The sequence below is a fragment of the Acinetobacter sp. UBA5984 genome (genome assembly GCF_002429925.1).
GTDB classification, from domain to species: Bacteria; Pseudomonadota; Gammaproteobacteria; order Pseudomonadales; family Moraxellaceae; genus Acinetobacter; species Acinetobacter variabilis.
On sequence record NZ_DJBE01000020.1, the window covers coordinates 1 to 23907 of the forward strand.

Sequence of the window (23907 nt, forward strand, 5' to 3'; positions counted from 1 at the left end):
GCATACTTTTTGAAACACCACCAAATTTTTAAGTAGTGATTATCCTGTTCAATTTCATACCGCACAGGCAAGTTGTAGTTCAGGCAGGCATCTATATATTGCACAGTGAGTTTGTTATTAAACAGCCCTAAAAAATACAGACTTTGTTCACGCTGTTGGCGTACTGCATGTCTGACTTTATGGGTGTAGGTATAAGGTAATACCCCCTGAATCCCCGTCAGCCCCAGCATCAGATTAGTGATTTGTACCCTTTCATTGTCTAGCTGAAGTGATTCAATTTCAGATACTGGAAAATTCAGATTCAATGAACTTAAGAAATAAAAAGTATTATTCCATTTTTGTTGATTTTGCTGCTGAGGATCATGTCGTAGTAACCGCGTTGCCTGAACCAGTTCAAATGCAGTCGGTCGCTGATAGAGCTGATCAATTACAGAAGTCTCTTGCCACCAACGTTCTGCACGCATTGGTATAACTCCTGTTTTGATTCTGAGTCCAGCACAGTCATCTCCACATAACTATTCATCTGAACTTTTAAATTAAAAATATGATTTAGAATCTGGGCAAAAATATAAATACTTGTACCCCGAAAAACTTGGGTATCTAGCTGGATCTCGACTTTAACCCCTCGAACAAACAGTGGAAATGGATGATGATCAATCAGCTTTTGTCCCAAGGAAAACTCAATCGCCTGAATTGAATTAATAATGTGCTGATTTTCTTTCGTTTGTGGTAAGTTATAAAGCTCAAACAGCTCTTTCATATGACTAACTGAATCCCCTTTCATCAGAGACAAATTATTCAAAGACAGATGAGAAATGATTCGCCATTGTTCTAGCTGTTTTTGCTGAAAACGATAAGGTAAGTTCGGCCGTTTTAATAATTTACCTTTCCGTACCAGATGATTTTCATTGAGAGATAAACTGTTTTGATCCTGATGATAACTTTGATAAGGCAAATCCCTATTAGTACATAGTAAACGTACACTAATAAAATCAGAAGTCGTCGTTCCCGGTTTTAAATTCTTGGAAATAATCGAGTATTTAAAATCAATACTGTTATTTTTATTCGCTGCTGGTAAAAGCTGATAGAAAAACTGTTGGTTCTCCTGATGAGAATGACTCATGGCAAAAAATGGCAATACTTTATAAATCAGTTGATTCTTGTCACTCTTTTCTCTTAAGAGATTCATCTCAGTAATGCCGTAAACCTGAAAATATTCAGGATGATGAGCATCACTGATTAAAGGATATTCGAGTTGTTGATGATCAATTTTTTGAGGTTCAGCCTGTTTTTCAAACAAATTGACGATTGGTGTGCTAAACAGCTTGAAGTTTGCACTATTTAACTCTGCATAATTTCGGATGACCGCTTGATCATTCAGGTCTACCTTAAAATGAATCTGCAATTCGAAATCTGTAATATCTTCCATCACAGATTTTAAAAAATTTAAATTGAGATTTAAAAAATTAAATTTTTCTGGAAAACAGAAATATTCAGTCAACAGACGATAAGCTTGATGTGTATGTTGATCAATCGGAAGAATACTTTCCTCCTCAGTAAAACCCATCACTTCAAATGGACGAGCAATATCAACTTCGTGATTCTGATATTTTAAAGAAAAATGGGTGTCAGACTTAAAAATCGTATCGAGAACCTGTAAGGGAAAATTAGAAATCGCATCCAGATATAAAGACAATTTTTGTCGGGCTAATAGTTCAAGTTGCTGATTAAATATTTCAAATTTTATAATAAGTGTGGCATTACGATTCAAATGAATATAGGCAGAAGGATGCGTTTTAAAGCTCACTTCTTTCAACTGAATTGGTAATAAAGTGACATCATTCACGGTATGGTATTCACACTGGACACCACGAATACTGCGCGCCTTTAAGACTGTATTTTTCGGAATTATATAGTCTTCTTTTAAGTTCTTTGTCTTATTGCTATCTTCGAAGCTGACGAGTGAACAGGCAGGAAAAGTTTTTAGATATTGTGGAAACATCACCTCAAAAATTGAGCGTGTAAAGATTTCATAACTGTCATTCAGCTTTTTATCAATACGTGCGGAAATCAGCGAAAATGCCTGTATCAGCCGTTCAATATGTGGATCATCAATATGTTCTTGATTTAAAGATAAGCGTTGCGCAATTTTAGGATATTTAGTAGCAAACTCTCGTGATTGCTGGCTAAACTCCTGTAACTGCTTTTCATAATATGGTAGTAAATCTTCAATCACATGCAGCCTGCTTATTTCCGAGCCAAGATAACGTATTGCTGTGTTGTTGGTTTAAGTAATGCATCAAACATCACCACCTCATATAAAGGTGAAATATTTAAGTAGGCTGAAATACTTAAATACAGGCTACTCATGTTGTTTTCATTAATGAGCATCTCTACTTTTACCTGTTTTAAACGCGGTTCATGTGCACTGATAGACTGCTCAATTGAACGGCAAATTTTGTCACGATCTGTAGGATTCGCAGTCGACAAGCCAACAAAATCAATAATTCCAAATTGCAGAATTGAATTTTTTATCCCAGGATAATGCTCTTCCGTTTGGTTCAGGCGAGTCATCCGATTATTTAAAAGATCTTCGAGATCATGGGCAATGGATTGTCTTAATTCTTGTATAGACAAACCTTGTCCATTGTATTGATCATCTACAGGTAATAAACGTTCGAATAACGTACTTCTAAATCCATAAGGATAAAGTTGATCCAGATTCATATTCTTTTCATTAGATATTTTCTAAAAGAGAAAGATAAAGGCTAGGGATATCAGCCTTTATCCAGGCTATGTAAATTAAGCTGCGTAAGAAGCAGTATTATTTGATAATGACCATTTCTTGGTAACTGCACCTTTTTGCGAACCGTTAATATCCTGCTGATTATAAGTCCACTCAACTGCAGCATATTTCAAACCAAATGTTTCAGTGGGAACGCCTTCCTGATTCACATTTGGTGTCACTTGAGAAACCAAGACATGCTTGAGTTTGATCTGCAAATACTTGATACGTTTGTCACCGTTGGCACGATAAAAATCAATTTGTACTTCATCAAAGGTATACCCTGCAGAGCAAGCCTCCCAAAGCTTTGGACTCGTTGCATCCAGATCCTTTACAAAGACCATATCAGAATGCTCAACTCGTTCTGCAGTATGGCCGCCCACACTTGAAGAGGTCGCGGATTTAGGCTGACGGATATGGTGTGCCCATGAATTTACTTCTAACCAGCTTTTATGTTCAGAATCGCGTGATTCGCCATCGACTTTATATTTGCCACGAAATTGGACGTAAATGTCTTTCATTTTAATAATTATCCTATTGTTATAAATACTTATAGTTCTTTAATCGCAGTAGTCCTATTGACTTGACTGCGGCAATTCAGTGACCAGCCTGAGTGATACAGAGAGCTCATCTAACTGAAAATGTGGTCTTAAAAAAACCACAGACTTGTAGTGACCAGGTTCAGCTGGATTTTCTACAACTTTGATCGAAGCTTCACGAAGCGGATATTGAGCTTTTGCTTCTTGTGAAGCACCGTCGTCTAGTAAAATGTACTGAGACAGCCAGTCATTAAGAAAGGCTTCAACATTTCCAGCCGAGGCAAAACTGCCCACTTTATCCCGCATCATGGCTTTTAAATAATGAGCGATACGTGAAACTGCCATAATGTATTGAATTTGACCTGATAATGCAGAATTGGCATTAGCAATATCATTGTCATATTTTTTGGCTTTTTGCACAGACTGTGCACCAAAGAACGCAGCATAGTTCGTATTTTTGCAATGAACTAAAGGAATAAAACCAAGATCACTCAGCTCTTTTTCACGCCGATCGGTAATGGCAATTTCTGTTGGACATTTAAAAATTACTTCACCATCATTGGTCTTGAAGCTATGTACTGGAAGGCCCTCAACCAGACCACCACCTTCCACACCACGAATGGCTGCACACCAGCCATGCAGATCAAAGGCATTGGTCAAACGGGTGCCAAACGCATAAGCTGCATTCATCCAGAGGTATTCATTATGATGTTCACCAGAAACTTCCTCGATATAATTGAAGCCCTCAGTCACTGTACCTTCACGTGGATGATAAGGTAAGCGTCCCAGTACTCGAGGAATAGTCAGTGCCACATAGCGAGCATCTTCGCTTTCACGGAAAGAACGCCACTGTACATACTCTGCTGTTTCAAAAATTTTAGAAACATCACGTGGACGATCAATATCAGTAAATGATTCTAGTCCAAACATTGATGGGCTTGCAGCAGAAATAAATGGCGCATGTGCTGCCGCAGCGACATGAGAAATCTGTTCCAGAAGGTACGTATCTTCAGGTGTGCGGTCAAATTCATAGTCACCAATCAGCGTTGCATAAGGTGCACCACCGAATGAACCATATTCTTCTTCATAGATTTTCTTGAATAACGTACTTTGATCAAAATCGGTCGCACTTTGGAAATCTTTAATTAGTTCCCTTTTTGTAGTATTCATCATCCGGATCTTGATTAAAGAATGTGCTGGTGTTTCCTGGCAGAAATAATATAAACCACGCCAAGTAGACTCAACTTTTTGAAAAGCTTCATGATGCATAATCTTGCTAAGCTGACTTGAAATCATGGCATCAATTTCAGCAATACGCTTATCAAGTGCCAGCGTCATATTCTCAGAAACAGTAATGGTCCCTGCCATAACCTCTTTAGCAAGTTCACCAATCAAACTTTTAGCACGATCATGTTCTTTTTCAGTACGAGCAATACGGCTACGCTCGACAATTGAATCCAAAAGTGAATGTTCTTCAAGTGCAGTATCTATGGCAGTTGCAGCATTATAATTATTCATCACCAGCCTCCACACTGATCTTTTGTACTTGATCCGTGTTTTTCAGCACTTCATCCAATAAATCTTCCAGACGTTCACTATTGGAAATTTTATTACGCAGATCAGTCAAACGTCCACGTGCTTCAACCAGCTTACGTAACGGTTCCACCTGTTGCACAATTTGCTCTGGGCGAAAATCATTCATCCCATTGAATACCAGGTCAATCGCCATAGTGCCGCCGGCTTGGGTTAAAGTATTTTCAACCTGAAAACTTGCTCGCGGAGCAAGTGATTCCATCACTTCATCAATATTTTCTAAATCGACATTGATAAATTTTTTATCTTTTAATTTGGTTCTTTCCAGCTCAGAGGAAGCAGAAAAATCGCCTAAAACACCTACAACAAATGGTAGTTCCTTGATTTCCTTTCCATCACCTACTTCCACATCATAGGTTAGCTGCACACGTGGTGGTCGGATCCGCTGTAATTTTTTCTGTACGCTTTCACGTTTGGCCATTGTGTGTTTCCTTATTAATTATTCTTTAATGAACCAAATGGATTAGAACTGGCTGTATTGGTGCGAGTACTGATATTTTCAGTCTTTTTAATAGAGGCAGATTTGACTACATTTTTTGTTTTAGTGCTGGACGTAGTAGATCGCTTCATACTTACAGCAGTCTGTTTCTTGATATTCTTAATATTTGAAGCAGTATATGATTTAGGCTCAACCGATGCTGGTACAGGTTTTGCAAACTGAATATTCTCAGCCAACAGTTTAGCTTGAGGATAGGTCGTTTCATTTAAGGCACGAACTTCTATACTACGCATTTGTTGCAAAGCATTCGATGAAATAGCGACTCCTGCCATAAAAACCAAGTCTGTTAAAGTCTGGTTATGCTGTTGTTGACGGTGCAATTGATCAATCAAATTGAGTGCTTTGAGATGAGAACCTAACTCCACATAACGTTTAGCAATTTGTGTATTTAGTTCATGTTGTAAAGAAATATTTTTCTTCGCCGATTTATCACAAAGCTGTTGATATAAGCCAATTAATGTTGGGTCTGTTTCACCCGCAGCATGAGGATTGGCCTTAATACATGATTTTTTTAATTCAGCAGCATGTACTTGTGGAAGGTAAAGACAGGCTGTACCAAATATAAATAATGATATGAAACTTATATACTTTTTCAAAATGAGCCTCAGTTGTTTTTGTTTGTTGTTATATTTTTTAATGTCTAAATATTATTTTTATTTGACAATCGTTTGGCGGATTTAACATAAAACATTAAGGAGAAGTCAAGCTAAAAAAGATTAACGGACTTAGTGACTAAAAATTTTAAGAATTGACAAAATTCTGATGAAAGATACAGACTTTTATTTTTATTTGAGTAAAATGAGCCAAAATTGTTCGGTCAATTTTCATAAAAAGTATAAATATGGGCCGGATAAAAATAGAAAAACGTTCATCGTAATAAAAACAAAAAACACAGCTATCTATTTAAAATTATAAAGTTGTGTGTGCTAGAAATAATGAGAAACTCATGAATAATTTAAAAATTTTGATTTTGAAACTTTCTGAACATGCACGCCTATGTCTTGAGAAATCTGCCAATACCTGTATCCATCAAAAAAATTATGAAATTGAGATCGAGCATTTTTTTCTAGAATTACTCCAGCATCCAGAATTGAATGATTTAAAAATATTATTAGCAAAACATTGTATTGATAAAGACCATCTGATTAATCAGCTTGAACAAAGTATCCAGCAGTTTAGCAAGGGAAATTCCCGTACCCCTATTTTTGCCAAATCGATTATTCAGCTCTTGGAACAGGCCTGGTTGCTGGCATCCGCAGATCAAAACCCAGTGATTCGTAGTGGCCACTTGTTAGTCGCTTTACTGATTTCGCCAGAGCTTTATCAAATTGCTCTTCGGGCATCTTCACTGTTTTCACATTTTCCAGTGGGCAGTATGAAGCATCAATTTCTGGAACAATGCCAGAAAAGTATTGAACAACTTAAAGTGCCTCAACCCTCTATTCCTTCTCCAGATTTATCTAATGTTCCAAAAAAGACACCCGCACTTGACCAATACACGATTAATCTGACTGAAAAGGCTCGTCGTGGTGATATTGATCCGGTGATTGGGCGTGAATTTGAAATCAGGTTAATGCTGGATATTTTGTTGCGCCGTCGTCAGAACAACCCTATTCTCACTGGTGAACCAGGCGTGGGGAAAACTGCTGTAGTTGAAGGTTTAGCATTGAAAATTGTCAATGGCCAAATTCCGGATGCCCTTAAAACAGTTGAGTTGCACGTATTGGATATGGGCTTATTACAGGCAGGTGCCAGTGTCAAAGGTGAATTTGAAAATCGCCTCAAGCAGACCATTGCAGAAGTACAATCCTCTACCCACCCTATTATTCTTTTCATTGATGAAGCACATACGCTGATTGGTGCTGGTGGCCAAGCTGGCCAGAATGATGCGGCAAATCTATTAAAACCGGCGCTAGCACGTGGTGAATTAAGAACCATTGCAGCGACTACCTGGGCTGAATATAAACATTATTTTGAAAAAGATGCTGCACTGAGCCGCCGCTTTCAGGTAATCAAAATTGAAGAACCAACTGAGCAGGTCGCCATCGATATGCTTCGTGCTATGGTTCCTGTGATGAGCCAGCATTTTCAAATCCAGATTGATGATGAAGCCATTCGTACCGCTGTGCATGCATCACATCGTTATATCAGTGGCCGTCAGTTACCGGACAAAGCAATTAGTGTATTAGATACTGCGGCTGCACGGGTGGCCTTGAGCCAAAATGCTCAACCAGCCAAATTAGATCAGTTACAGGCTCAGCTGCATAATCTCAAGCTAGAATATCACCTTCTTGATCAAGAACAGACAACTTCATCTCGAACCGATCGGTTACAAGAGTTGTCAGATATGATTCATTCCATTGAAAAAGAGATTAACCAGACTCATGATCAATGGCAACAAGAGCTGCAGCTTATTCATGAGATTCATGGCTTAACTAAATCTGAAGCATCGATTGATCAATACCAGATTCATCAACTACGTCAAACATTAGCTAAGATTCAGGCGCAAAGTCCGTTGGTTTATGAACGTGTAGATGCCGACATTATTAATGAGATTATCTCGGACTGGACTGGAATTCCAGTCGGTAAAATGATGAGTGATGATATTTCGCAGATTCTTGATCTAAAAAACAAACTCTCACAGCGAGTCATGGGTCAGGATTATGCTTTAGAACAACTGGTTCAAGGCATTAAAACGTCCAAGGCTGGATTGGAAGATCCAAATAAACCTCAAGGAGTATTTTTACTCACCGGTCCAAGTGGAGTTGGAAAAACCGAAACAGCCCTCACTCTTGCTCAGGAACTCTATGGTGGTGAATCGCATCTAATCACGATTAATATGTCCGAGTATCAAGAGGCACATACAATTTCTTCTTTGAAAGGTGCACCCCCGGGCTATGTTGGGTATGGTCAAGGTGGTGTATTAACAGAAGCCGTTCGCCGCAATCCTTATAGTGTGGTACTTCTGGATGAAATCGAAAAAGCCCACCCAGATGTACAAGAATTATTTTATCAGGTCTTCGATAAAGGTGTGCTCGAAGACAGCGAAGGTCGCCTGATTAACTTTAAAAATACCACCATATTGCTGACTTCGAATGTCGGTTCACATGTCATTATGCAAGCCTGTATAAATCAAGAAGTTGATCAATGGCCAGATGCAGATACATTAATTGAGCAGCTAAAACCGAGTCTTTATAAACAGTTTAAACCAGCATTTTTAGGACGCATGCGAATTGTTCCTTATTATCTGCTTTCAGATGAACTGTTAATCCAGATAATTCAGCATAAATTAGGGAGAATTACTAAGAGGATTCAGCAGCAGTATGTGACTCAAGTGAGCTATAGCGATGAGGTACTAGAATTATTACTCAGTCGATGTACAGAAATAGATAGTGGTGCACGAAATATTGATCACATTTTAAATGCATCCATATTGCCAGATCTGGCGACAAAATTACTGGTGGCTATGAGTGAAAACCAACTGCCAAAACTGATTCATATCGATGTTCAGAAAGATACTTTCTATTATCATCTGGATACAGAATTATCAGTGCTTAAAAAAAGGCATTCCAAGAAAAATAAGACAAATGTTGCTTAAACAGCAAAGATTAAAATAAGAATAATTAGGATTCATAATGACATTGAAATTTGAATATTTATTTGAAGAAATTTCTATAGAGCATCCTTGCGGTATAGATTGCTCATTTTCGAACGAATTTCTAAGTATTAAAAGTGCCAGAATGCAGGATGATCCTTTACTGGATCAGGGAGAATGGGTTGCCGAACCCAAGCAAGCAGATTGGGCTTTAGTAGAAATAAAGTCGATAGAACTACTGACCGAAAAAACCAAAGATATCCGTTTATATACCTGGCTGATTGAAGCTTGGAGTCATCTATATGGTTTTGAAGGTGTTGCCTGTGGTTTGGAACTTTGTCATCGTAGCTTGGAGCAATACTGGTTGCAACTGCATCCTAAAATTGAAGAGAATGATCTGGATCAACGCTTGGGATTATTGGAAGGTTTTATTAATCAACTTCCGAGATTAATTAAACAGGTTCCTCTTATTCAGCAATCTCCTTTTTATAGTCTGAAAGACTATGACAATTTTCTATATTTACAGAATCAAAAACGTAAACAACAAGTAGATGATTTGGAAGCACAAGAAGGCTCCGAGCAAAAGTTAGAGCATTTTGAGCAGTTATTGCTTAATATTCCTAAAGAAGTTCAACAGCAAAATTATCAGTATATATTAGATATTCAACATCAATGGCAACAGTTCAAGTCTGCGCTTGATGAACTTCTTGGAATAGATGGGCCAAGTTTTGCTGCAGCTGATGCTCAATTAGAATCTATTTTTGCCAATACTCAGCGGATATATAAAAAAGACATAAGTTCAGCGAAATCTGCATCTCCGGCTCCAGACGATCATCAACTGGCTCAGATACTTGCTCAAAATGAAATAAACCTTTCTTCAGGTCAGGTGCTGCCNNAGCTATATGCTGCAAAAGACTATTACATGGAGCCAAATGCCTTTACATGAGTGGTTGGCCAAAGTGATTAAAAATGAAAATCCTTTAGAACATCTACATGAATTATTAGGCATCCCTGCCCAAAATGAATCAAGCTGCGAGTGGTGAAATCTCAATGTTTAAAGCAGAAAAAATACTTTGGGGTGAAGGTCTGTTTTTAAGACCTCAACATTTTCAATTACAGGATGCCTATCACGAACAGCGACTGAATCACACCATTCGTGCGACCCTCCCTTTTGCTCATGGCATTCAGTCGATTGAGTTTGATGAAGCTCAACTTGGAATGCAAATTCTGGCATTAAATAAAGTTGAAATGATCTGGCAAGATGGGGAAATTTATCAGGCACCTGCAAAGGATTTATTACCTGAACCGGTTCAGCTAGATACCCTAAATTTACAAAGTGAAATGCAAATTTATTTGGCCTTACCGATGGTACAGCCAAATAAACAGAATGTCAGTCATGCTGATCAAGCCCGACCTAGCCGTTATCATTCCCATTTAAGTTCAACTCATGACTTATTTACCGATGCAAGTACTGCGCAGATTACATTATTGCGCCGTCGTGCTGAATTAAAAATATTTGAAGTTAGCCAAGAACCTCAGCATCAGATGGATGGGTATCTATATCTTCCAGTAGGTCGAATTAAACGGCAAAGCTCGGGGAATTTTATTTTTGATCATAAATTTATTCCACCAATTTTACATATACAGGCCAATGTAAATCTTTTGGTTAATTTACAACGCACCTTGAATATAATTCAGGCAAAGATTAAGACCATCCAGAGTAATAATCGGGAAAATGAACAGAAACTGATTGAATTCCGCTCTGGGGATATTGTGTCTTTCTGGCTGGTCAATGCCTTAAATACTGCATATGCGAGCCTAAACCATATTTTGCAGTATCCGATTATTCATCCTGAACGTCTCTATAGTGAACTATTACGCCTAACTGGCTCATTGCTAACTTTTTCGACTGCTTATGATGTCGATCAACTGCCTAAATATCAGCACTATCATCTATACGAAAGCTTCAATCAGTTAGACATTATTTTAAGAAATCTACTGGATATCATTATCTCGAATCGTTATATCAGCATCTCCTTAAAAGAAACCCGACCATCCTATTGGCTTGGCAGCCTGGAAACCGACAAGATTACCCGAGATACGCGTCTATATCTGGCTGTTTCAAGCAGTGCGATGCCTGTCCAAGATTTAATTGCTTATGTACCGATCCGTTTTAAAGTTGGCAGTACAGTTGATGTTGAACAGCGAGTCATTGCAGCCCTCCCTGCCATTCCAATTCAACATTTAATTCAGGTACCAACAGCGATCCCGGTTCGTTCTGGAGTCAGCTATTTCGAAATTGAACCGAATAACGATTTGTATCAACGCATGTTCGATTCAGAATCGATTTGTATTTATATCCCGAATGGATTTCAGGATATCAGGATTGAACTTATTGCAGTCATGAAAGGATAAGTATCATTATGAATATAATTACAAATTCTGCACCATCACTATTTGATGATGGCCAGATCGGATCTGGACAGATTTTTACTCAAATGACTGATCAGAAATCTCATATGACGACCAATCTGATTGATCTTCTTTATGACGGATTTTATATTGTCTTTTTGCTAAAAAATCATTATATCCCTTCGCACCCAGCATCGTTTCGTGAAAAGATTCTGGAAATGCTAAACTATTTTGAGCATCAAGCACGTAAACAGCAATTTTCTTTTGAAGACATTCAGGATGCTAAATATGCTTATTGTGCCTTATTAGATGAAACCATTGTCACGCAGCAGGATGCCCGTTTCTTTGATCTGCAAAATTACTGGATGATGGATCCATTACAATTAAATTTATTTGGTTCTCAACTTGCAGGTTATCGTTTCTTTGAGCATCTAGAGGAAATTCGTTATAAAGATAATGAACGTTTAGCGGTACTGGAAGTCTATCACTACTGCCTGTTATTAGGTTTTCATGGAAAATATAGGCTTGAGTCTGTGCATAGTTTGAATCAGCTGATTACCCAAGTGAGTGAACAGATTGATTACCTAAAAGGTAAGAAAACGCAGTTTTCCCCTTTTGCAGCACTACCTGACAAGATCAAACATATTATTCATCGTGAATTACCATTTTTATGGATTTTGGTATTTTTGCTTTTGTTCACTCTAATGAGTTTCGCGGGTCTAAAATATATGCTCTCGAGTGAAACTACAGAAATTTTTACTCAATATCAGAATGTGATGAGTGCACTAGCGGAACAGGCCTACATCACGATTCATTTACCTTAATGAAGCCTATAATAAATGATCCATAAAAAGTAATAAAAAATAATGACTTAAAATCAAAATGAAGATAAAACAAAGCAGCTTATATCAAATAATGTGCCATTTCTTCCTGGAAAAAAATGCTTTAATTTGTGAATATTTTAATATCAGGCTGATATTAAACTGCTCGAATGGGATGACCGCTAGATGATTTTTATCATTATTAGCAGCTTTATTCTTCTCAGCTGTATTTTGGTTTTGATGCAATTTTATGAGCTTAGGCAGCATATACAGAACTTTTTAATTGCATGGCTGCCACAAACTAAAAAACAGTTCATCACAATTAAGCAATTTATATATCAATTTAAACTGGCTGGCTCTCCAGACTATCTACAATCACATTGGTATTTACAACAATGGTGGATCTTGATTGCCGGGTCTATATCGTTTATCAGTATCCTGATTTTTTCTTTGACTCGGCCTGTTTCTGCCAGTATGTCTGAGGCACGTTATTTACAAAAAGTCGACCCGCAAATATATGCACTTTTGGAAGGTCAAATTTTGACTCCACCTGAAGAAGTCGATGAGGCTCTCATTCTGGAAGCTTTACAGGGAGATCAATATGCCCATCAACCGGTAATTTCAGCGCAACGATTTAATTCTAATATTCAGGATATACATTTAAACCACTATCAAGATCTGAATCAAGCTGATCGCAAATGGCACAAGATGAATCCGCGTTTTAAGCAGCGTTTATTGATGGTATTTAAAATCATGCAGGAACAGCATGGTTATGAACTGGTATTGCTTGAAGGCTATCGGAGTCCTGAAAGACAGAATTCGCTGGCAGTGAATAGTAATATTACTCGTGCCAAAGGCTTTCAGAGTTATCATCAGTTTGGTTTGGCTGCAGATATTGCTTTTAAGCGTCATGGCAAAGTGGTGATTAGTGAACGTGATCCATGGGCTATGCGCGGTTATCAACTGTATGGACAAATCGCAGAGTCAGTTGGACTCACTTGGGGGGGACGATGGAAAACCATTCAGGATTATGGGCATACGGAATATCGTATGCCTGGTCTGAAGAAAACTCCTGAAATGGCTTATCAATTAATAAATGAAAGTCAGCTGTAAACTCATGCAATAACATCCCAACCATAAAGAATGAGCAGAAGATACATCTGCTCATTTCTATTATTTATTTTTCATCAATAAAATTCTGCATATGCTGCAAGACATCCGCCGTCTTTTCACCATGTAGCCAGTGCCCTGCATTTTCAATCACTTCAATCCGTGCATGAAAAAACTGCTGATTGATGGCTTCAAAATGTTCAGGTTTAGAGATATATAATGAATTTCCACCTCTTAAGAATAACGCTGGAAGTTCATTTTTTTCTATCTTCTCCCAAGTAGTAATATCTTCATAATGATCAAACAGTGCTTGCACATTAAACAACCACTGCCCTTTATTGAATGATTTTAAAAGAAACTGGATGACCATTTCCTCTTGGATATATTCACGCATAATTTTTGCTGCTTCATTCCGTGAAGCAACTTGCGCCTGCTGCACTGCAAACAAGGCTTTAAATATTTCAGAATGATGGTTTTCTTGATATTGAATTGGCGTGATATCTAATACAACCAGTTTTTCAATCTGATCAGGCGCCAGGTCTGCCAGTTTCATGACAATTTTTCCGCCCATCGAATGTCCGACTGCAATAAATTTTTTAATATTTAAACTGGCTAAAGTTTCTAAAATATCTTCAGCCATGATTTGATAATTCACTTCATAAGAATGGCCAGATAAACCATGATTTCTGACATCAATTTGAACTGTAGTTGTCTGCTCTGAAAAATTTCGGGCTAACATACCTAAATTACTTAAGCTACCAAATAAACCATGAATAAATACCATTGGCGCTAAAGTTGATGTTTCATGGGTTTGTATTTGATAATTCAGGATCATTTGAGAATTCCGTGATTTCCTATGTTAGGTGTTAATAGTGGAGTTATATTGGAAGTTAATCAATTGCCAATGACATAATTTAAAATTTTGCTTAGGCTATTTTTATGGAAATAAAATATGCTTAGGCTAAATTGCAATATCTGCTCATAATTGAGTGTCACACTAGATCATTAATAAAAAAATATTTTAAAATTTTTAGGAAATATACGAGTTTTAGAGGTTTATTTGGGTATTAAGTTTTAGTTATGGGATATGGAGTTTTGTGAGAATTAATATAAAGTAGAAAACTGCTTAGGCTATTTTAGCGTTCAATGATTTTACCGCCCTTCGTTTGAGTAAAAAGTAAACATGTAAATATTTAATATTTCTTAATAAATTTCAAAAGTAGCTGATATATACCCGGTAAAATTTGTATATAAATAGATTTTTATAAAGTTTATTTAATGAGTAATTTAAAAAGCACTGAAATCCATATGCTACGTATCAGAGTATTTATGCATTTTATAAGCAAGCTGAAAGTCGAAAAAAGGGGCTAATTTTTTGACTCTACCCTTTTTTATCCGTCTATACTTTTATCAAGATCAACATTCCTAAATAAGATATGAAGATTTAATTTCGTTAGCTTCTATATGCTTCATATCTGATAGTTTAAAGTAGTGTATAAAATGTATTCTAAGGCTATCTTATGAACAATTTAGTTAAAAAAAGCGTTGAATTCTTGGTGGATCAAGACGTTGTTGAGTCAGCAGAATGTGTGATCACAGAAGCCGGATTAACTCCAGCAGAATTAATTACGATAGTTTATGGTGAAATTGTTCGAACAGGTCAAATACCTATTATTCCTCAAGTAGGAACTAAGGATTTCAATATAGCTCGATTAACAGCAGCGAGTTCCTCTATTCCAACTGTCAAAGTTTCCACTCCAGAACAGAAGGATGCATTTTTAAATGATGATGGTGGCTATTAAACCTCAAGACAATGCTCTTGCTTTTATGGATTAATTACACTTCCCTACTTTTACAAAATATTGCGGTGGTCATACCTGAATTATTCATACTTTGTGCTTGTCGATCCAAAAAGCTTTTAGCAATCATCGCCATTGTGGGCGCCATATTGAGCTCTTGATTTTCTTCAGAGACTTTTTGAATCTCTTCATAAGCCGTTAAACGCTGGCAGAATGCCTGACGTTGACTTTGGGCATCTGCATTCTGATCTGGCTCATCTAAAATATGTTTGGTTTCATTGACTATTTTTGTTTGCGCAGCAATAAACTGATCATAATCCGCTTGTGAAAGCTTTTTGGCAAAAGCCATATTGTTCAATTGCATGCAAATAAAGAAAGTACATATTAAAGATGAGGATTTGATCATTTCGAAGGTCTTCTTTTAGTTTTCTTCTTTCCAGACATCTTCATAATCATCTGCATCAATCATGAAGCGGTAGCCCTGCTCTAAAGCCAGATAAGGTAAAACTTCAGGGGCGATATCCTGTAACTCACGCACAGTCATGGTTTCAAAAGCATCTTCATTTGAAGCCAGTTCACCACCATAAATATACCAGCTAATATTTTCTTCTGTTTCAGGCTTTCTACGGATTCCGACAATTGGATCCTGCTTCAGGGTATGTACAGCCACTGCAACGACATCATCACCACTTACTTCTACATAGGCAGAACCGACCTCTTCACACAGCAATTTCTGCTCTGCAATCAGTTCCTGTAATGGTGATAACTTCTGCGTGTTTTTCGACATTCGGTTTGACTCATTAAATTCTTTAAATACCGCTTTAGTTTAGCCTAGTTTTAAAAAATCTAATGCGTATTTTTATAAACAACCTGGAGATCTGTCCTTAAAAAGGATTAAAGACAGATCAAAAATTAAGCTTATTGGAAAACTTTGAAGCGTTGATCATCTTCCAGATAATCTTTCGCACGCGCTTCGCCTTCAACTGAACCAAATACCAGTTGAGCACGAAGTTTCCAGTTTTCTGGAATATCCCATTCTGCATGAACCTGCTCATCTACTATTGGATTATAGTGTTGTAAAGATGCACCCAGGCCTTCAGTATGCAATGCTGTCCAGGTAGAGAACTGAGCAATAGCAGTTGAATGTTCTGCCCAGATTGGGAAATTCTCTGCATAAGATGGGAATTGCTCTTGCAAGCCTTTTACTACATTTTGATCTTCAAGGAATAAAACTGTACCCATACCAGCAGCAAAGGTTGCCATTTTTGCAGTCGTTTTTGCAGCACTTTCTTCATCTTTGGCATAGCTTTTTAATTTATCAGCGACAAAGCCCCAGAATTTTTCATGTTCGCCATTGAATAAAATAACGGCGCGAGATGATTGCGAGTTAAAAGATGACGGACTTTGCTTGATCGCATTTTGAATCAAATCAGTTAAATATTCAGGAGACTGTTCTACATTTTTACCAATGGCATAAATAGTACGGCGTTTTGTAATTAAATCTAAAAACTGATTCGACATTCGGTTAAATCCTTGGATATATTTTCGGGAAAACTGGAACCTTCACTTATTTTTATGAAGGAATTCTAATGAATAAGAATTCTGTGATTCATTTATTGATTAGTACTGATAGCTTAAAAAAATATGACTGGAATAGCTATATTCTTAAAGTAATATCTTTATATATTCTTTTGATAAAGCATAGTTTTTTAATTTATTTTTTTATCAAACGATAAAATAAATGCTCTTTTCTGAGCCACTTTCTGTTTTAAAATAAGTCACCATGTTTAATCATGTAGCAGAAAGTTGTTTTGATGATAAATATAGAAATTTGCTTAGGCTATTTATTATAAGGGAAATGTCAATCCTAAGAAATCGCTATATAAAATCATCCCCCAATTTGGAGGATGAAATTGAATAAATCAGCTTAAATTTACTTAGAATTTGGCATTAAGCACTTGAGCAGAGACTTTATTTTTCCAAAGATCACGTAAGGTTGGTAAATAGAATTTTTCACCTAGTTCTACCAGTTCGGCATCAATCAAGCCATGCACATCATGCATAAATAGGTAATCCAGATCCACACTAGAAAGCTTAAGATGTTTCTTCTGATATTCTCTGCGTTTTTGCTGTGCCTCTTTCACCAACTGATCTGCAAATGTCTTATCTTTATACTGGGTGATCGCATTTAAACGCAATTCAATAATGCCCCACCCTGTTAATAACATCTGAAACGTTTCAAAGTCCTGAGTGGTTGATTCCCACGTCATTTCATCAAGATTTTCATTTTCCGGGAGAACAGGTAAAAGAAGTTCCATTACGCTTGGAAAAATCTTTTTAAAATTCAGAATAAATTTAACAGGATGCTCACCTGGATAATCCTTGAATTGAACCTTTTTTTGAACATCTGTTAAATAAATATCAAGCATTAAATTTTCCTTAAACAACCTGCCATTTTATGGATGTTTATTCATAAGCCATAGAAACTCATGCTGAATAAACGACAAAACAGCAGTAAAAACGAACTGCATTTTAGCAGCTATATACGCTTATTCAATGTTAATTCGGTATGAGAAGCCATGAGGATAGGCTTTAGCACTAAAAAAACTTCAATAGTTATCTCTAAACATCCTTCTAATACGATTTCACCCGTAATTTTAAATTCTTTCTTTTATTTACTCATGAATCTATAAACCTAAGAACTCTTGATGAGGAGAATAAAAAAGCCCACTCATAGAGCAGGCTTAATAAACAATTATAATTTGAGTTAATCTATCTCACCAGTTTTTCCGGTTCCCATACATTCGATACACTGTTTGGCTTCCACAACGTTATAGCCGGTACCGCTACAGCTGCTACACTTCTTCTTCGTATAATCTGGATAGGGCTCTTCCAGATCAAAATCATCATCAAAGTCAGTCATCACCCTTACCTCATTTTTCTAGTTATCAGGGAATTTCTATTAGTAATCCTTCGTTGTATATCTGTCAAAACCTGAACGATAGATGGTTCATAGCATTTAATAAACAAGCTCAATTGAATAAGAATTTTCTAGCAAAAACATGTGCTTGTTATTTTATTAAAATTTGTATGAATAATCCTTAGATATAATAATAAAGCCCACATTTAAAGGGTTTTATTATTTAACCATAATTAGAAGACTTATTTTACGTTTGGAGCCACCATATTCTCAGGACGCACCACTTGATCAAACTGTTCTGCAGTCACCAATCCGAGTTCGACTGCGACCTGTTTTAAGGTTTTACCTTCTTTATAGGCGGTCTTGGCCACTTTAGCTGCATTCTCATAACCAATGACTGGATTTAATGCAGTGACCAGCATTAATGAATCATGCAGGAAATGTTCAATCTTGTCACGATTAGGTTCGATTCCGACTGCACAGTTATCGTTAAAGCTGTTACATGCATCGCCCAGCAGTTGAATAGACTGCAACAGGTTATAAGCAATCACTGGCATAAAGACATTCAGCTCAAAATTCCCTGATGCACCGGCCACATTAATCGTCGTGTCATTTCCTAGAACTTGGGCAACTACCATGGTCATGGCTTCACTTTGAGTTGGGTTCACCTTACCCGGCATGATACTTGAACCCGGTTCATTTTCAGGAATACGTAATTCACCAAAACCACAACGTGGTCCACTTGCCAACCAGCGAATATCATTGGCAATTTTATTCAGGCTAACCGCTAAAGTCTTTAAAGCACCTGAAGCAAAAACTGCTGCATCACGGCCGGCTAAAGCTTCGAACTTATTAGGAGCGGTGACAAAAGGAAAACCCGTTAATTCAGCTAGAGTATCGGCGGCTTTAACGGCGTAATCTGGATGGGCATTGAGGCCTGTACCGACGGCGGTTCCACCCAGTGGCAATTCATATAATCCTTGCAAAGCTTGATACAGACGAATCAAGGCATGATCCAGTTGAGAGACATATCCACTGAATTCCTGACCTAAAGTTAAAGGTGTGGCATCTTGAAGATGGGTACGACCAATTTTTACAATCTCGGCAAATTCCTGAGATTTGGCATGCAAGGTGTCACGTAAACGTGTCACTGCCGGAATTAACAGTTCGTTGATCTGTAAGCTAGCTGCCACATGAATCGCGGTCGGAAAAGAATCATTGGTCGATTGAGCGCGGTTGACATGATCATTTGGATGCACAGGCTTTTGTGCACCTAGAGGATTGCCCAGTTTCTGGTTAGCAATATTGGCAATCACTTCATTACAGTTCATGTTACTTTGCGTGCCCGAACCGGTTTGCCATACGACTAAAGGGAACTGGCTATCCCATTGACCGCTAATCACTTCATCCGCAGCACCGATGATATAGGTCGATAACTCATGAGGAATCTGGTTTAACTCGGCATTGGTGATTGCAGCTGCTTTCTTGACCAAGCCCATGGCACGAATCATGGCGCGCGGCAGATGCTCATTGCCAATCTTGAAGTTCTGTAGACTACGCTGAGTTTGTGCGCCCCAAAGTGCTTCACTCGGTACAGCGACTTCTCCCATCGTGTCATGTTCAATACGTGTTTGCATGCTCAACCTCAATTGTTATTCCATGTTTTACTCATTTAGACAGCAGCTTCAATGCTGTACTCCATTTATTCATCTTAATGAGTTTGATTAATTTTGCAAATGATAATTATTATCAATAATTAGCTTATAGGATTCTAAATCACTGCCCTCTTAACGTATTCTGATAGAACAGCCATTCATCCTCTAACATTTTCCTCAAGGTATAACGTGGTTGCCAATGTAATAACTGTTGGGCCTTATCCGTATTAGCACCCAGCTGATCCATTTCAGCATGCGGATATGGCAAGGCCTCCACTGTAGGAACAGCGGATTGAGTGACTTCTGCAACCTGATCCAGCAAAGTCTGCATTGAGATTAGCTCTCCAGCGATATTAAAGGCTTCGCAAGTCCATTGTTGCTGCTGCGATAGCCAATGTAGTGATTTGAATACCGCATCACAAACATCCATCACATGCAAAAAGCTGCGTTCTACCGTATAGTCTTCGGTCTTGGCCTGACGGCGCAATTCCAGATATTCACGTTGCTTCGCACCCACCTGCATGGCCAGAGGCACAATATTCTTTGGTAAAGGTGGCACCCATTCACCTAAAATGCCATTTTCAAAAGCGCCCGCGACATTGGAAAGACGTAACATCGCAATACGCCATTCATTGTCCGTCTTAGCAGTATCCCGGATGATTTCTTCCACCATCTGTTGGGATTTAATATAAGGGTTTGGGTAAGTGTAATTGAAAGCCTGATCTTCTTTTAAATCCGTTCCAGAATGCCCATATATAGTCAATGAAGACAAATGCACAAGATTGCGTACTCCGGTACGTTGCATGGCACGCATCAGGCTCATGATACAGCTGACATTATCATTATAATATTCAAGTGGTTTTAAAACTGATTCTTCTAATGATTTAAAGCTTGCAGTATGAATGACAGCCTGCACGGAATTCTGTTCAAAAACTTTATTTAATGCTGGAGTGTTGCGGATATCAATTTTGACAAAAGGCACATAGCGATCGGAAATAAATTCAAGGCGTTCTAGGGTCTGCAGACTGGCATTGGCCAGATTATCAACCACAATGACCTCTAGCCCTTGTGCCATCAGACTTAAAGCAATATGTGAGCCTAAAAAGCCTAAACCACCCGTCACTAAAATCATTGTTTATTAACTCCGCTTTAGAATCAGTATCTTAAATTTATATGGTGTTTATTTGGTGCTTTCTCCGACTTATCCACAGGGTCAAAAACGCGAAAACCGACCCAAAATTTCTTCTGAGCCGGCTAATCTGCTCAATAAGTATATTTTATTTTACAGGTCGAACAAAAGTTGATTGTTATGTAATGTATGGAATTCATGACAATGAATTAAGCCTCATCTTGAGAGCTTTTATTAAATTATAATCTTCAGTTATAAAACTGAAAGGTAGGAAGATGATGCAGGATTGGGTTGATATTGTGAATGGGTGGAAGGAGTAAAAATGATCTCTATTTTGAATAAAGTGCATAATTTAAAGAAGAATAATTGTTAAAAATGAGCAATATCATAAAATTTAAAAGGCGCCGAGTATCTCAAGGGATTATCCTTTCAGGGACAACAGCTAATAATGAAAACGGTATAGTTGCTAAAGACTTAAGTAGGCAGGATTTAATGTTTTATGGGTTATATTGGGATAATATAATCTTGACTCAAATCCCTTATATAGATTGCTCTGATGAAGTTGTTAATGAGTTTAAAAGCAATGGTGTTATTGATTTTTATAGGAATGCTCCTCCGGAATCAATACATAGTTCCCAGTTTCAACTCTTAGCCTTGGAATCTCTTATTGCTTGTCAAAGTGTAAAAAAACAGACCAAAGACTCTGACTGGATTATTTATAATAATGTTGCTGCTGGATTTAATAGCATTGAATCGGATGATCTACTGGAACAAGATTCAATTAGGATTGAGATAGCAAAATGTCTGCCGTATCCAAGTACTTATGTTCCTATAGATGTATTAAGGAGATTTAGGGAAGATCATATTGAGCAGCTAGACAATCTTCATTATACAAAATACAAACTTTTTAGGACTATCTCTGCCTTTGATGATAAAGACCAGCGTGCTTTATCTCGCCAAAATGAAATTATTCAATTCGATAAAGCTGTGACTGAGTATCAGGAAGTTTTTGCTTCAAGATTTCCATCATATTCACTTAAACCCATAATTAGTGATATCAAAAGCAATAAACCTAAATTATGGGAAGCTAGTACCGCAATCGGGGATATGATGTTAAGTGGTGGCACTTTGTCTGGCGCGTACTTGGTAGGAAAAACACTTTTCAATATGCTGGGATCAAAACAGAAGATTCATGAAGCTAAACAGAATTCACCGCAATTCCATTTTATTTCCTCTGCAATTGACAAAGGGATAATTCTTCAAAAAATAAGGGACAATTAAAGAGCCTTAATATATACCCCCATATTCACATTCGTCGTAATTGAATGGGCTGTGCAGCCTGATAGCATGCACAGCGTTAAAAAACTTAAATAAAGCTACTTTTACTTAAATTACAGCCAGTTAGTTTAAAAAAATATGGAATATACAGTAAATTTATTTGAATATTAATATTTTATGAGTATATTGCATTTACGAAATTATCATCAGATTTGAATATATGGCAATGAATATAAAAAATTTTTTACTATTAGGGATATTGGGATTTTTAACTGGATGTCAGGTTGTAGAAACTGCAGATGATAAAAAATCTGTTTCTATGCTACCACTGTATATTCCTAAAGAAGCTCGTTATTTAAATACTCCATCGAATGCACCCACCTCTGAAAAGTTGACGGCATATACAAATCAACTTGTTAGCCAAGAGCAAAAATATGCAACGATAAAAACTATTCCTTATACATTTTTTCAGGGTTCTGGCTCCCTTAGTGCGTACCCATATACCGTTTATACCTTTGATGGAAAACGCGTAAGATTTGTTGAGAATTCAATCATCAGCCCTTCTACTACAATGACTCGATTTGATTACTCGCAAGCAAAATTAAAACTACCGGTTGGTCAACATGACATTGTTTTTGTTAGCGGAATAGGTAACCATAGTTATTTCACTGAAATTAAAAATATAACCTTGGAAGAAAATAAAGATTATGTGATTGGTGTTGATCGTATTCCAGGCAGCAAGCCAAGAGTATTTATTGCTGAATATGAAGTGGATTCAAGATTTAAATCAAACGATCCAGACTCTATTGTAATTAAAAAACGAATTGTTGAAGATGTTGAGCATGCAAATCTCAAAAGTGTCAAAGTATATTAAAGAAACAGCTACTTTCGGATTATTGGCATCCTTAGTCCTATTACAGGGCTGCGTAAAAATGATCTTGCCGACTTCTGAAAGTGAATTAATCTCTAAGTCAATTGGCAAAGGTGGGTCAATAGATGTTCCATTGGGATATGTAGATGCTTATGCGAATTTAAAGCAAGCGTATTTAAGATGTGAGCAGGTAAAAACTGCGAATTCATATGTATTAGTTGATGCAAATTTAGATCGGGAAAAAAATCTTGCCATTTTTTTTGGTAAAGCACCTTATGACACCTATTTGTTTAAAACAACTATCACGCCATCTGATGCTAACAATTCTAAGCTTACTCTTCATTTGATAAAAGCTCAGCTATTAACAGAAAAAGCCAATCAAAATTTACTTCAAAAGCGTTTGGAGCGAGATAAACTACGTGCTTTAGGCCAAGACACTAAATGCAATAAAGATTAATTTTTCAAGCCAAGCATTATATTAAAGTTTTAAAAAAGCTGTGAACCCCAGGGTTGCACAGCAGTAAAATCTTAAGGCTCTAGACTAGCAAAATGATTATGTTAGTCTAGAATCATGATAGAAAACAGTAAATTAAGTCACTACAAGATTAAAAAAATTATTCAATGCTTTTGTGTTGATATTCCTGCTTCCAAAACAGCCTTATTACTCAATTTAAATCGTAATACGATTAACTATTGGTACATGCTTTTTAGAGAAACTATCTATGATCATCAAACAGATTTAAGAGCTAAGTTTGTTGGTTCAATAGAAGTAGATGAAAGTAAGCGTCCGCTGAATCCCATACCTATTTTTTAATTCGATTTAGGTTTCCAGCAGTGCGGCAGCAATTCTTCAATTTGGGTCACTTTGTGTGTCGGTAACCTTTTCAGCACATCACTTAAA

At 37.2% G+C, this 23907-nt stretch carries 23 protein-coding genes and 2 pseudogenes; 10 read left to right on the top strand and 15 right to left on the bottom strand.

Annotated features, from left to right (window positions below; translation table 11 throughout):
• The 7 genes from B3J29_RS03425 to B3J29_RS03455 all read right to left on the bottom strand — a co-directional run.
• On the bottom strand, nucleotides 1-464 hold a 464-nt coding region (locus B3J29_RS03425; RefSeq protein WP_286964404.1), incomplete at its 3' end, for a type VI secretion system baseplate subunit TssG.
• Nucleotides 428-2236: a type VI secretion system baseplate subunit TssF gene (tssF, locus tag B3J29_RS03430; RefSeq protein WP_286964406.1), complete on the bottom strand. Its 1809-nt coding sequence runs from the start codon at nucleotides 2234-2236 to the stop codon at nucleotides 428-430. The genes tssF and B3J29_RS03425, both read right to left, overlap by 37 nt.
• Before the next feature lie 11 nt (nucleotides 2237-2247).
• Nucleotides 2248-2727 (bottom strand): type VI secretion system baseplate subunit TssE, encoded by a 480-nt coding sequence (gene tssE / locus B3J29_RS03435; protein WP_286964407.1) that lies wholly within the window; start codon nucleotides 2725-2727, stop codon nucleotides 2248-2250.
• 75 nt (nucleotides 2728-2802) lie between these two features.
• Nucleotides 2803-3306 (bottom strand): Hcp family type VI secretion system effector, encoded by a 504-nt coding sequence (locus tag B3J29_RS03440; protein WP_004785894.1) that lies wholly within the window; start codon nucleotides 3304-3306, stop codon nucleotides 2803-2805.
• A gap of 54 nt (nucleotides 3307-3360) precedes the next feature.
• On the bottom strand, nucleotides 3361-4842 hold the full coding sequence (gene tssC / locus B3J29_RS03445) for a type VI secretion system contractile sheath large subunit (protein WP_034171457.1): 1482 nt from the start codon (nucleotides 4840-4842) through the stop codon (nucleotides 3361-3363).
• A complete protein-coding gene (tssB, locus tag B3J29_RS03450) occupies nucleotides 4835-5338 on the bottom strand; it encodes a type VI secretion system contractile sheath small subunit (protein ID WP_286964408.1) in 504 nt (167 codons plus the stop codon). The genes tssC and tssB overlap by 8 nt, the downstream gene beginning before the upstream one ends.
• A gap of 14 nt (nucleotides 5339-5352) precedes the next feature.
• Complete coding sequence (locus B3J29_RS03455; protein WP_286964409.1) at nucleotides 5353-6012, bottom strand: hypothetical protein; 660 nt, start codon at nucleotides 6010-6012, stop codon at nucleotides 5353-5355.
• Nucleotides 6013-6362: 350 nt separating this feature from the next.
• On the opposite strand from B3J29_RS03455, the gene tssH reads away from it, so the two are divergent.
• The 5 genes and pseudogenes from tssH to B3J29_RS03480 all read left to right on the top strand — a co-directional run bounded on the left by tssH (nucleotide 6363) and on the right by B3J29_RS03480 (nucleotide 13357).
• A complete protein-coding gene (tssH, locus tag B3J29_RS03460; protein WP_286964410.1) occupies nucleotides 6363-9014 on the top strand; it encodes a type VI secretion system ATPase TssH in 2652 nt (883 codons plus the stop codon).
• Between the two features lie 37 nt (nucleotides 9015-9051).
• Nucleotides 9052-10054: pseudogene (gene tssA, locus B3J29_RS03465) on the top strand (type VI secretion system protein TssA).
• Nucleotides 10055-10061: 7 nt separating this feature from the next.
• Nucleotides 10062-11426: a type VI secretion system baseplate subunit TssK gene (tssK, locus tag B3J29_RS03470; protein ID WP_286964425.1), complete on the top strand. Its 1365-nt coding sequence runs from the start codon at nucleotides 10062-10064 to the stop codon at nucleotides 11424-11426.
• Nucleotides 11427-11434: 8 nt separating this feature from the next.
• The gene (icmH, locus tag B3J29_RS03475) at nucleotides 11435-12247 is read left to right on the top strand and encodes a type IVB secretion system protein IcmH/DotU (protein ID WP_286964412.1); all 813 of its coding nucleotides are present in this window, start codon (nucleotides 11435-11437) and stop codon (nucleotides 12245-12247) included.
• 183 nt (nucleotides 12248-12430) lie between these two features.
• Nucleotides 12431-13357 (top strand): M15 family metallopeptidase, encoded by a 927-nt coding sequence (locus B3J29_RS03480; protein ID WP_286964414.1) that lies wholly within the window; start codon nucleotides 12431-12433, stop codon nucleotides 13355-13357.
• Nucleotides 13358-13421: 64 nt separating this feature from the next.
• Here B3J29_RS03480 and B3J29_RS03485 read toward each other — a convergent pair whose 3' ends face one another.
• The gene (locus B3J29_RS03485) at nucleotides 13422-14189 is read right to left on the bottom strand and encodes an alpha/beta fold hydrolase (RefSeq protein WP_286964415.1); all 768 of its coding nucleotides are present in this window, start codon (nucleotides 14187-14189) and stop codon (nucleotides 13422-13424) included.
• A 685-nt stretch (nucleotides 14190-14874) separates the two neighbouring features.
• On the opposite strand from B3J29_RS03485, the gene B3J29_RS03490 reads away from it, so the two are divergent.
• Entirely contained in the window at nucleotides 14875-15156 is a 282-nt protein-coding gene (locus B3J29_RS03490) for a type II toxin-antitoxin system RelB/DinJ family antitoxin (protein WP_286964416.1), read from the top strand.
• Nucleotides 15157-15190: 34 nt separating this feature from the next.
• On the opposite strand, the gene B3J29_RS03495 is transcribed toward B3J29_RS03490, so the two are convergent.
• The 7 genes from B3J29_RS03495 to B3J29_RS03525 all read right to left on the bottom strand — a co-directional run bounded on the left by B3J29_RS03495 (nucleotide 15191) and on the right by B3J29_RS03525 (nucleotide 20860).
• Entirely contained in the window at nucleotides 15191-15559 is a 369-nt protein-coding gene (locus B3J29_RS03495) for a hypothetical protein (RefSeq protein WP_312307476.1), read from the bottom strand.
• Nucleotides 15560-15574: 15 nt separating this feature from the next.
• Nucleotides 15575-15940 (bottom strand): immunity protein Imm33 domain-containing protein, encoded by a 366-nt coding sequence (locus B3J29_RS03500; RefSeq protein WP_034706678.1) that lies wholly within the window; start codon nucleotides 15938-15940, stop codon nucleotides 15575-15577.
• 131 nt (nucleotides 15941-16071) lie between these two features.
• A complete protein-coding gene (locus B3J29_RS03505) occupies nucleotides 16072-16674 on the bottom strand; it encodes a nitroreductase family protein (RefSeq protein WP_286964420.1) in 603 nt (200 codons plus the stop codon).
• 416 nt (nucleotides 16675-17090) lie between these two features.
• Nucleotides 17091-17582: a hypothetical protein gene (locus B3J29_RS03510; protein ID WP_005235543.1), complete on the bottom strand. Its 492-nt coding sequence runs from the start codon at nucleotides 17580-17582 to the stop codon at nucleotides 17091-17093.
• Nucleotides 17583-17920: 338 nt separating this feature from the next.
• On the bottom strand, nucleotides 17921-18076 hold the full coding sequence (locus B3J29_RS03515; RefSeq protein ID WP_286964421.1) for a hypothetical protein: 156 nt from the start codon (nucleotides 18074-18076) through the stop codon (nucleotides 17921-17923).
• A gap of 239 nt (nucleotides 18077-18315) precedes the next feature.
• The gene (gene fumC / locus B3J29_RS03520; RefSeq protein ID WP_034171469.1) at nucleotides 18316-19710 is read right to left on the bottom strand and encodes a class II fumarate hydratase; all 1395 of its coding nucleotides are present in this window, start codon (nucleotides 19708-19710) and stop codon (nucleotides 18316-18318) included.
• A gap of 139 nt (nucleotides 19711-19849) precedes the next feature.
• Nucleotides 19850-20860: an NAD-dependent epimerase/dehydratase family protein gene (locus B3J29_RS03525; protein WP_286964422.1), complete on the bottom strand. Its 1011-nt coding sequence runs from the start codon at nucleotides 20858-20860 to the stop codon at nucleotides 19850-19852.
• Between the two features lie 372 nt (nucleotides 20861-21232).
• Here B3J29_RS03525 and B3J29_RS03530 point away from each other — a divergent pair, with 372 nt between their 5' ends.
• The 4 genes and pseudogenes from B3J29_RS03530 to B3J29_RS03545 form a co-directional block, all read left to right on the top strand.
• Nucleotides 21233-22138 carry a hypothetical protein gene (locus B3J29_RS03530; RefSeq protein ID WP_286964426.1) on the top strand — a complete coding sequence of 302 codons (906 nt, stop codon included), beginning with the start codon at nucleotides 21233-21235 and terminating at the stop codon, nucleotides 22136-22138.
• A 217-nt stretch (nucleotides 22139-22355) separates the two neighbouring features.
• Nucleotides 22356-23009, top strand: coding sequence for a hypothetical protein (locus B3J29_RS03535; protein ID WP_180003502.1), 654 nt, complete (start codon nucleotides 22356-22358; stop codon nucleotides 23007-23009).
• Nucleotides 22978-23463 (top strand): hypothetical protein, encoded by a 486-nt coding sequence (locus B3J29_RS03540; RefSeq protein WP_286964424.1) that lies wholly within the window; start codon nucleotides 22978-22980, stop codon nucleotides 23461-23463. The genes B3J29_RS03535 and B3J29_RS03540 overlap by 32 nt, the downstream gene beginning before the upstream one ends.
• Nucleotides 23464-23577: 114 nt before the next feature.
• Nucleotides 23578-23787: pseudogene (locus B3J29_RS03545) on the top strand (IS1595 family transposase); the annotation flags it as partial.
• Between the last annotated feature and the right edge of the window lie 120 nt (nucleotides 23788-23907).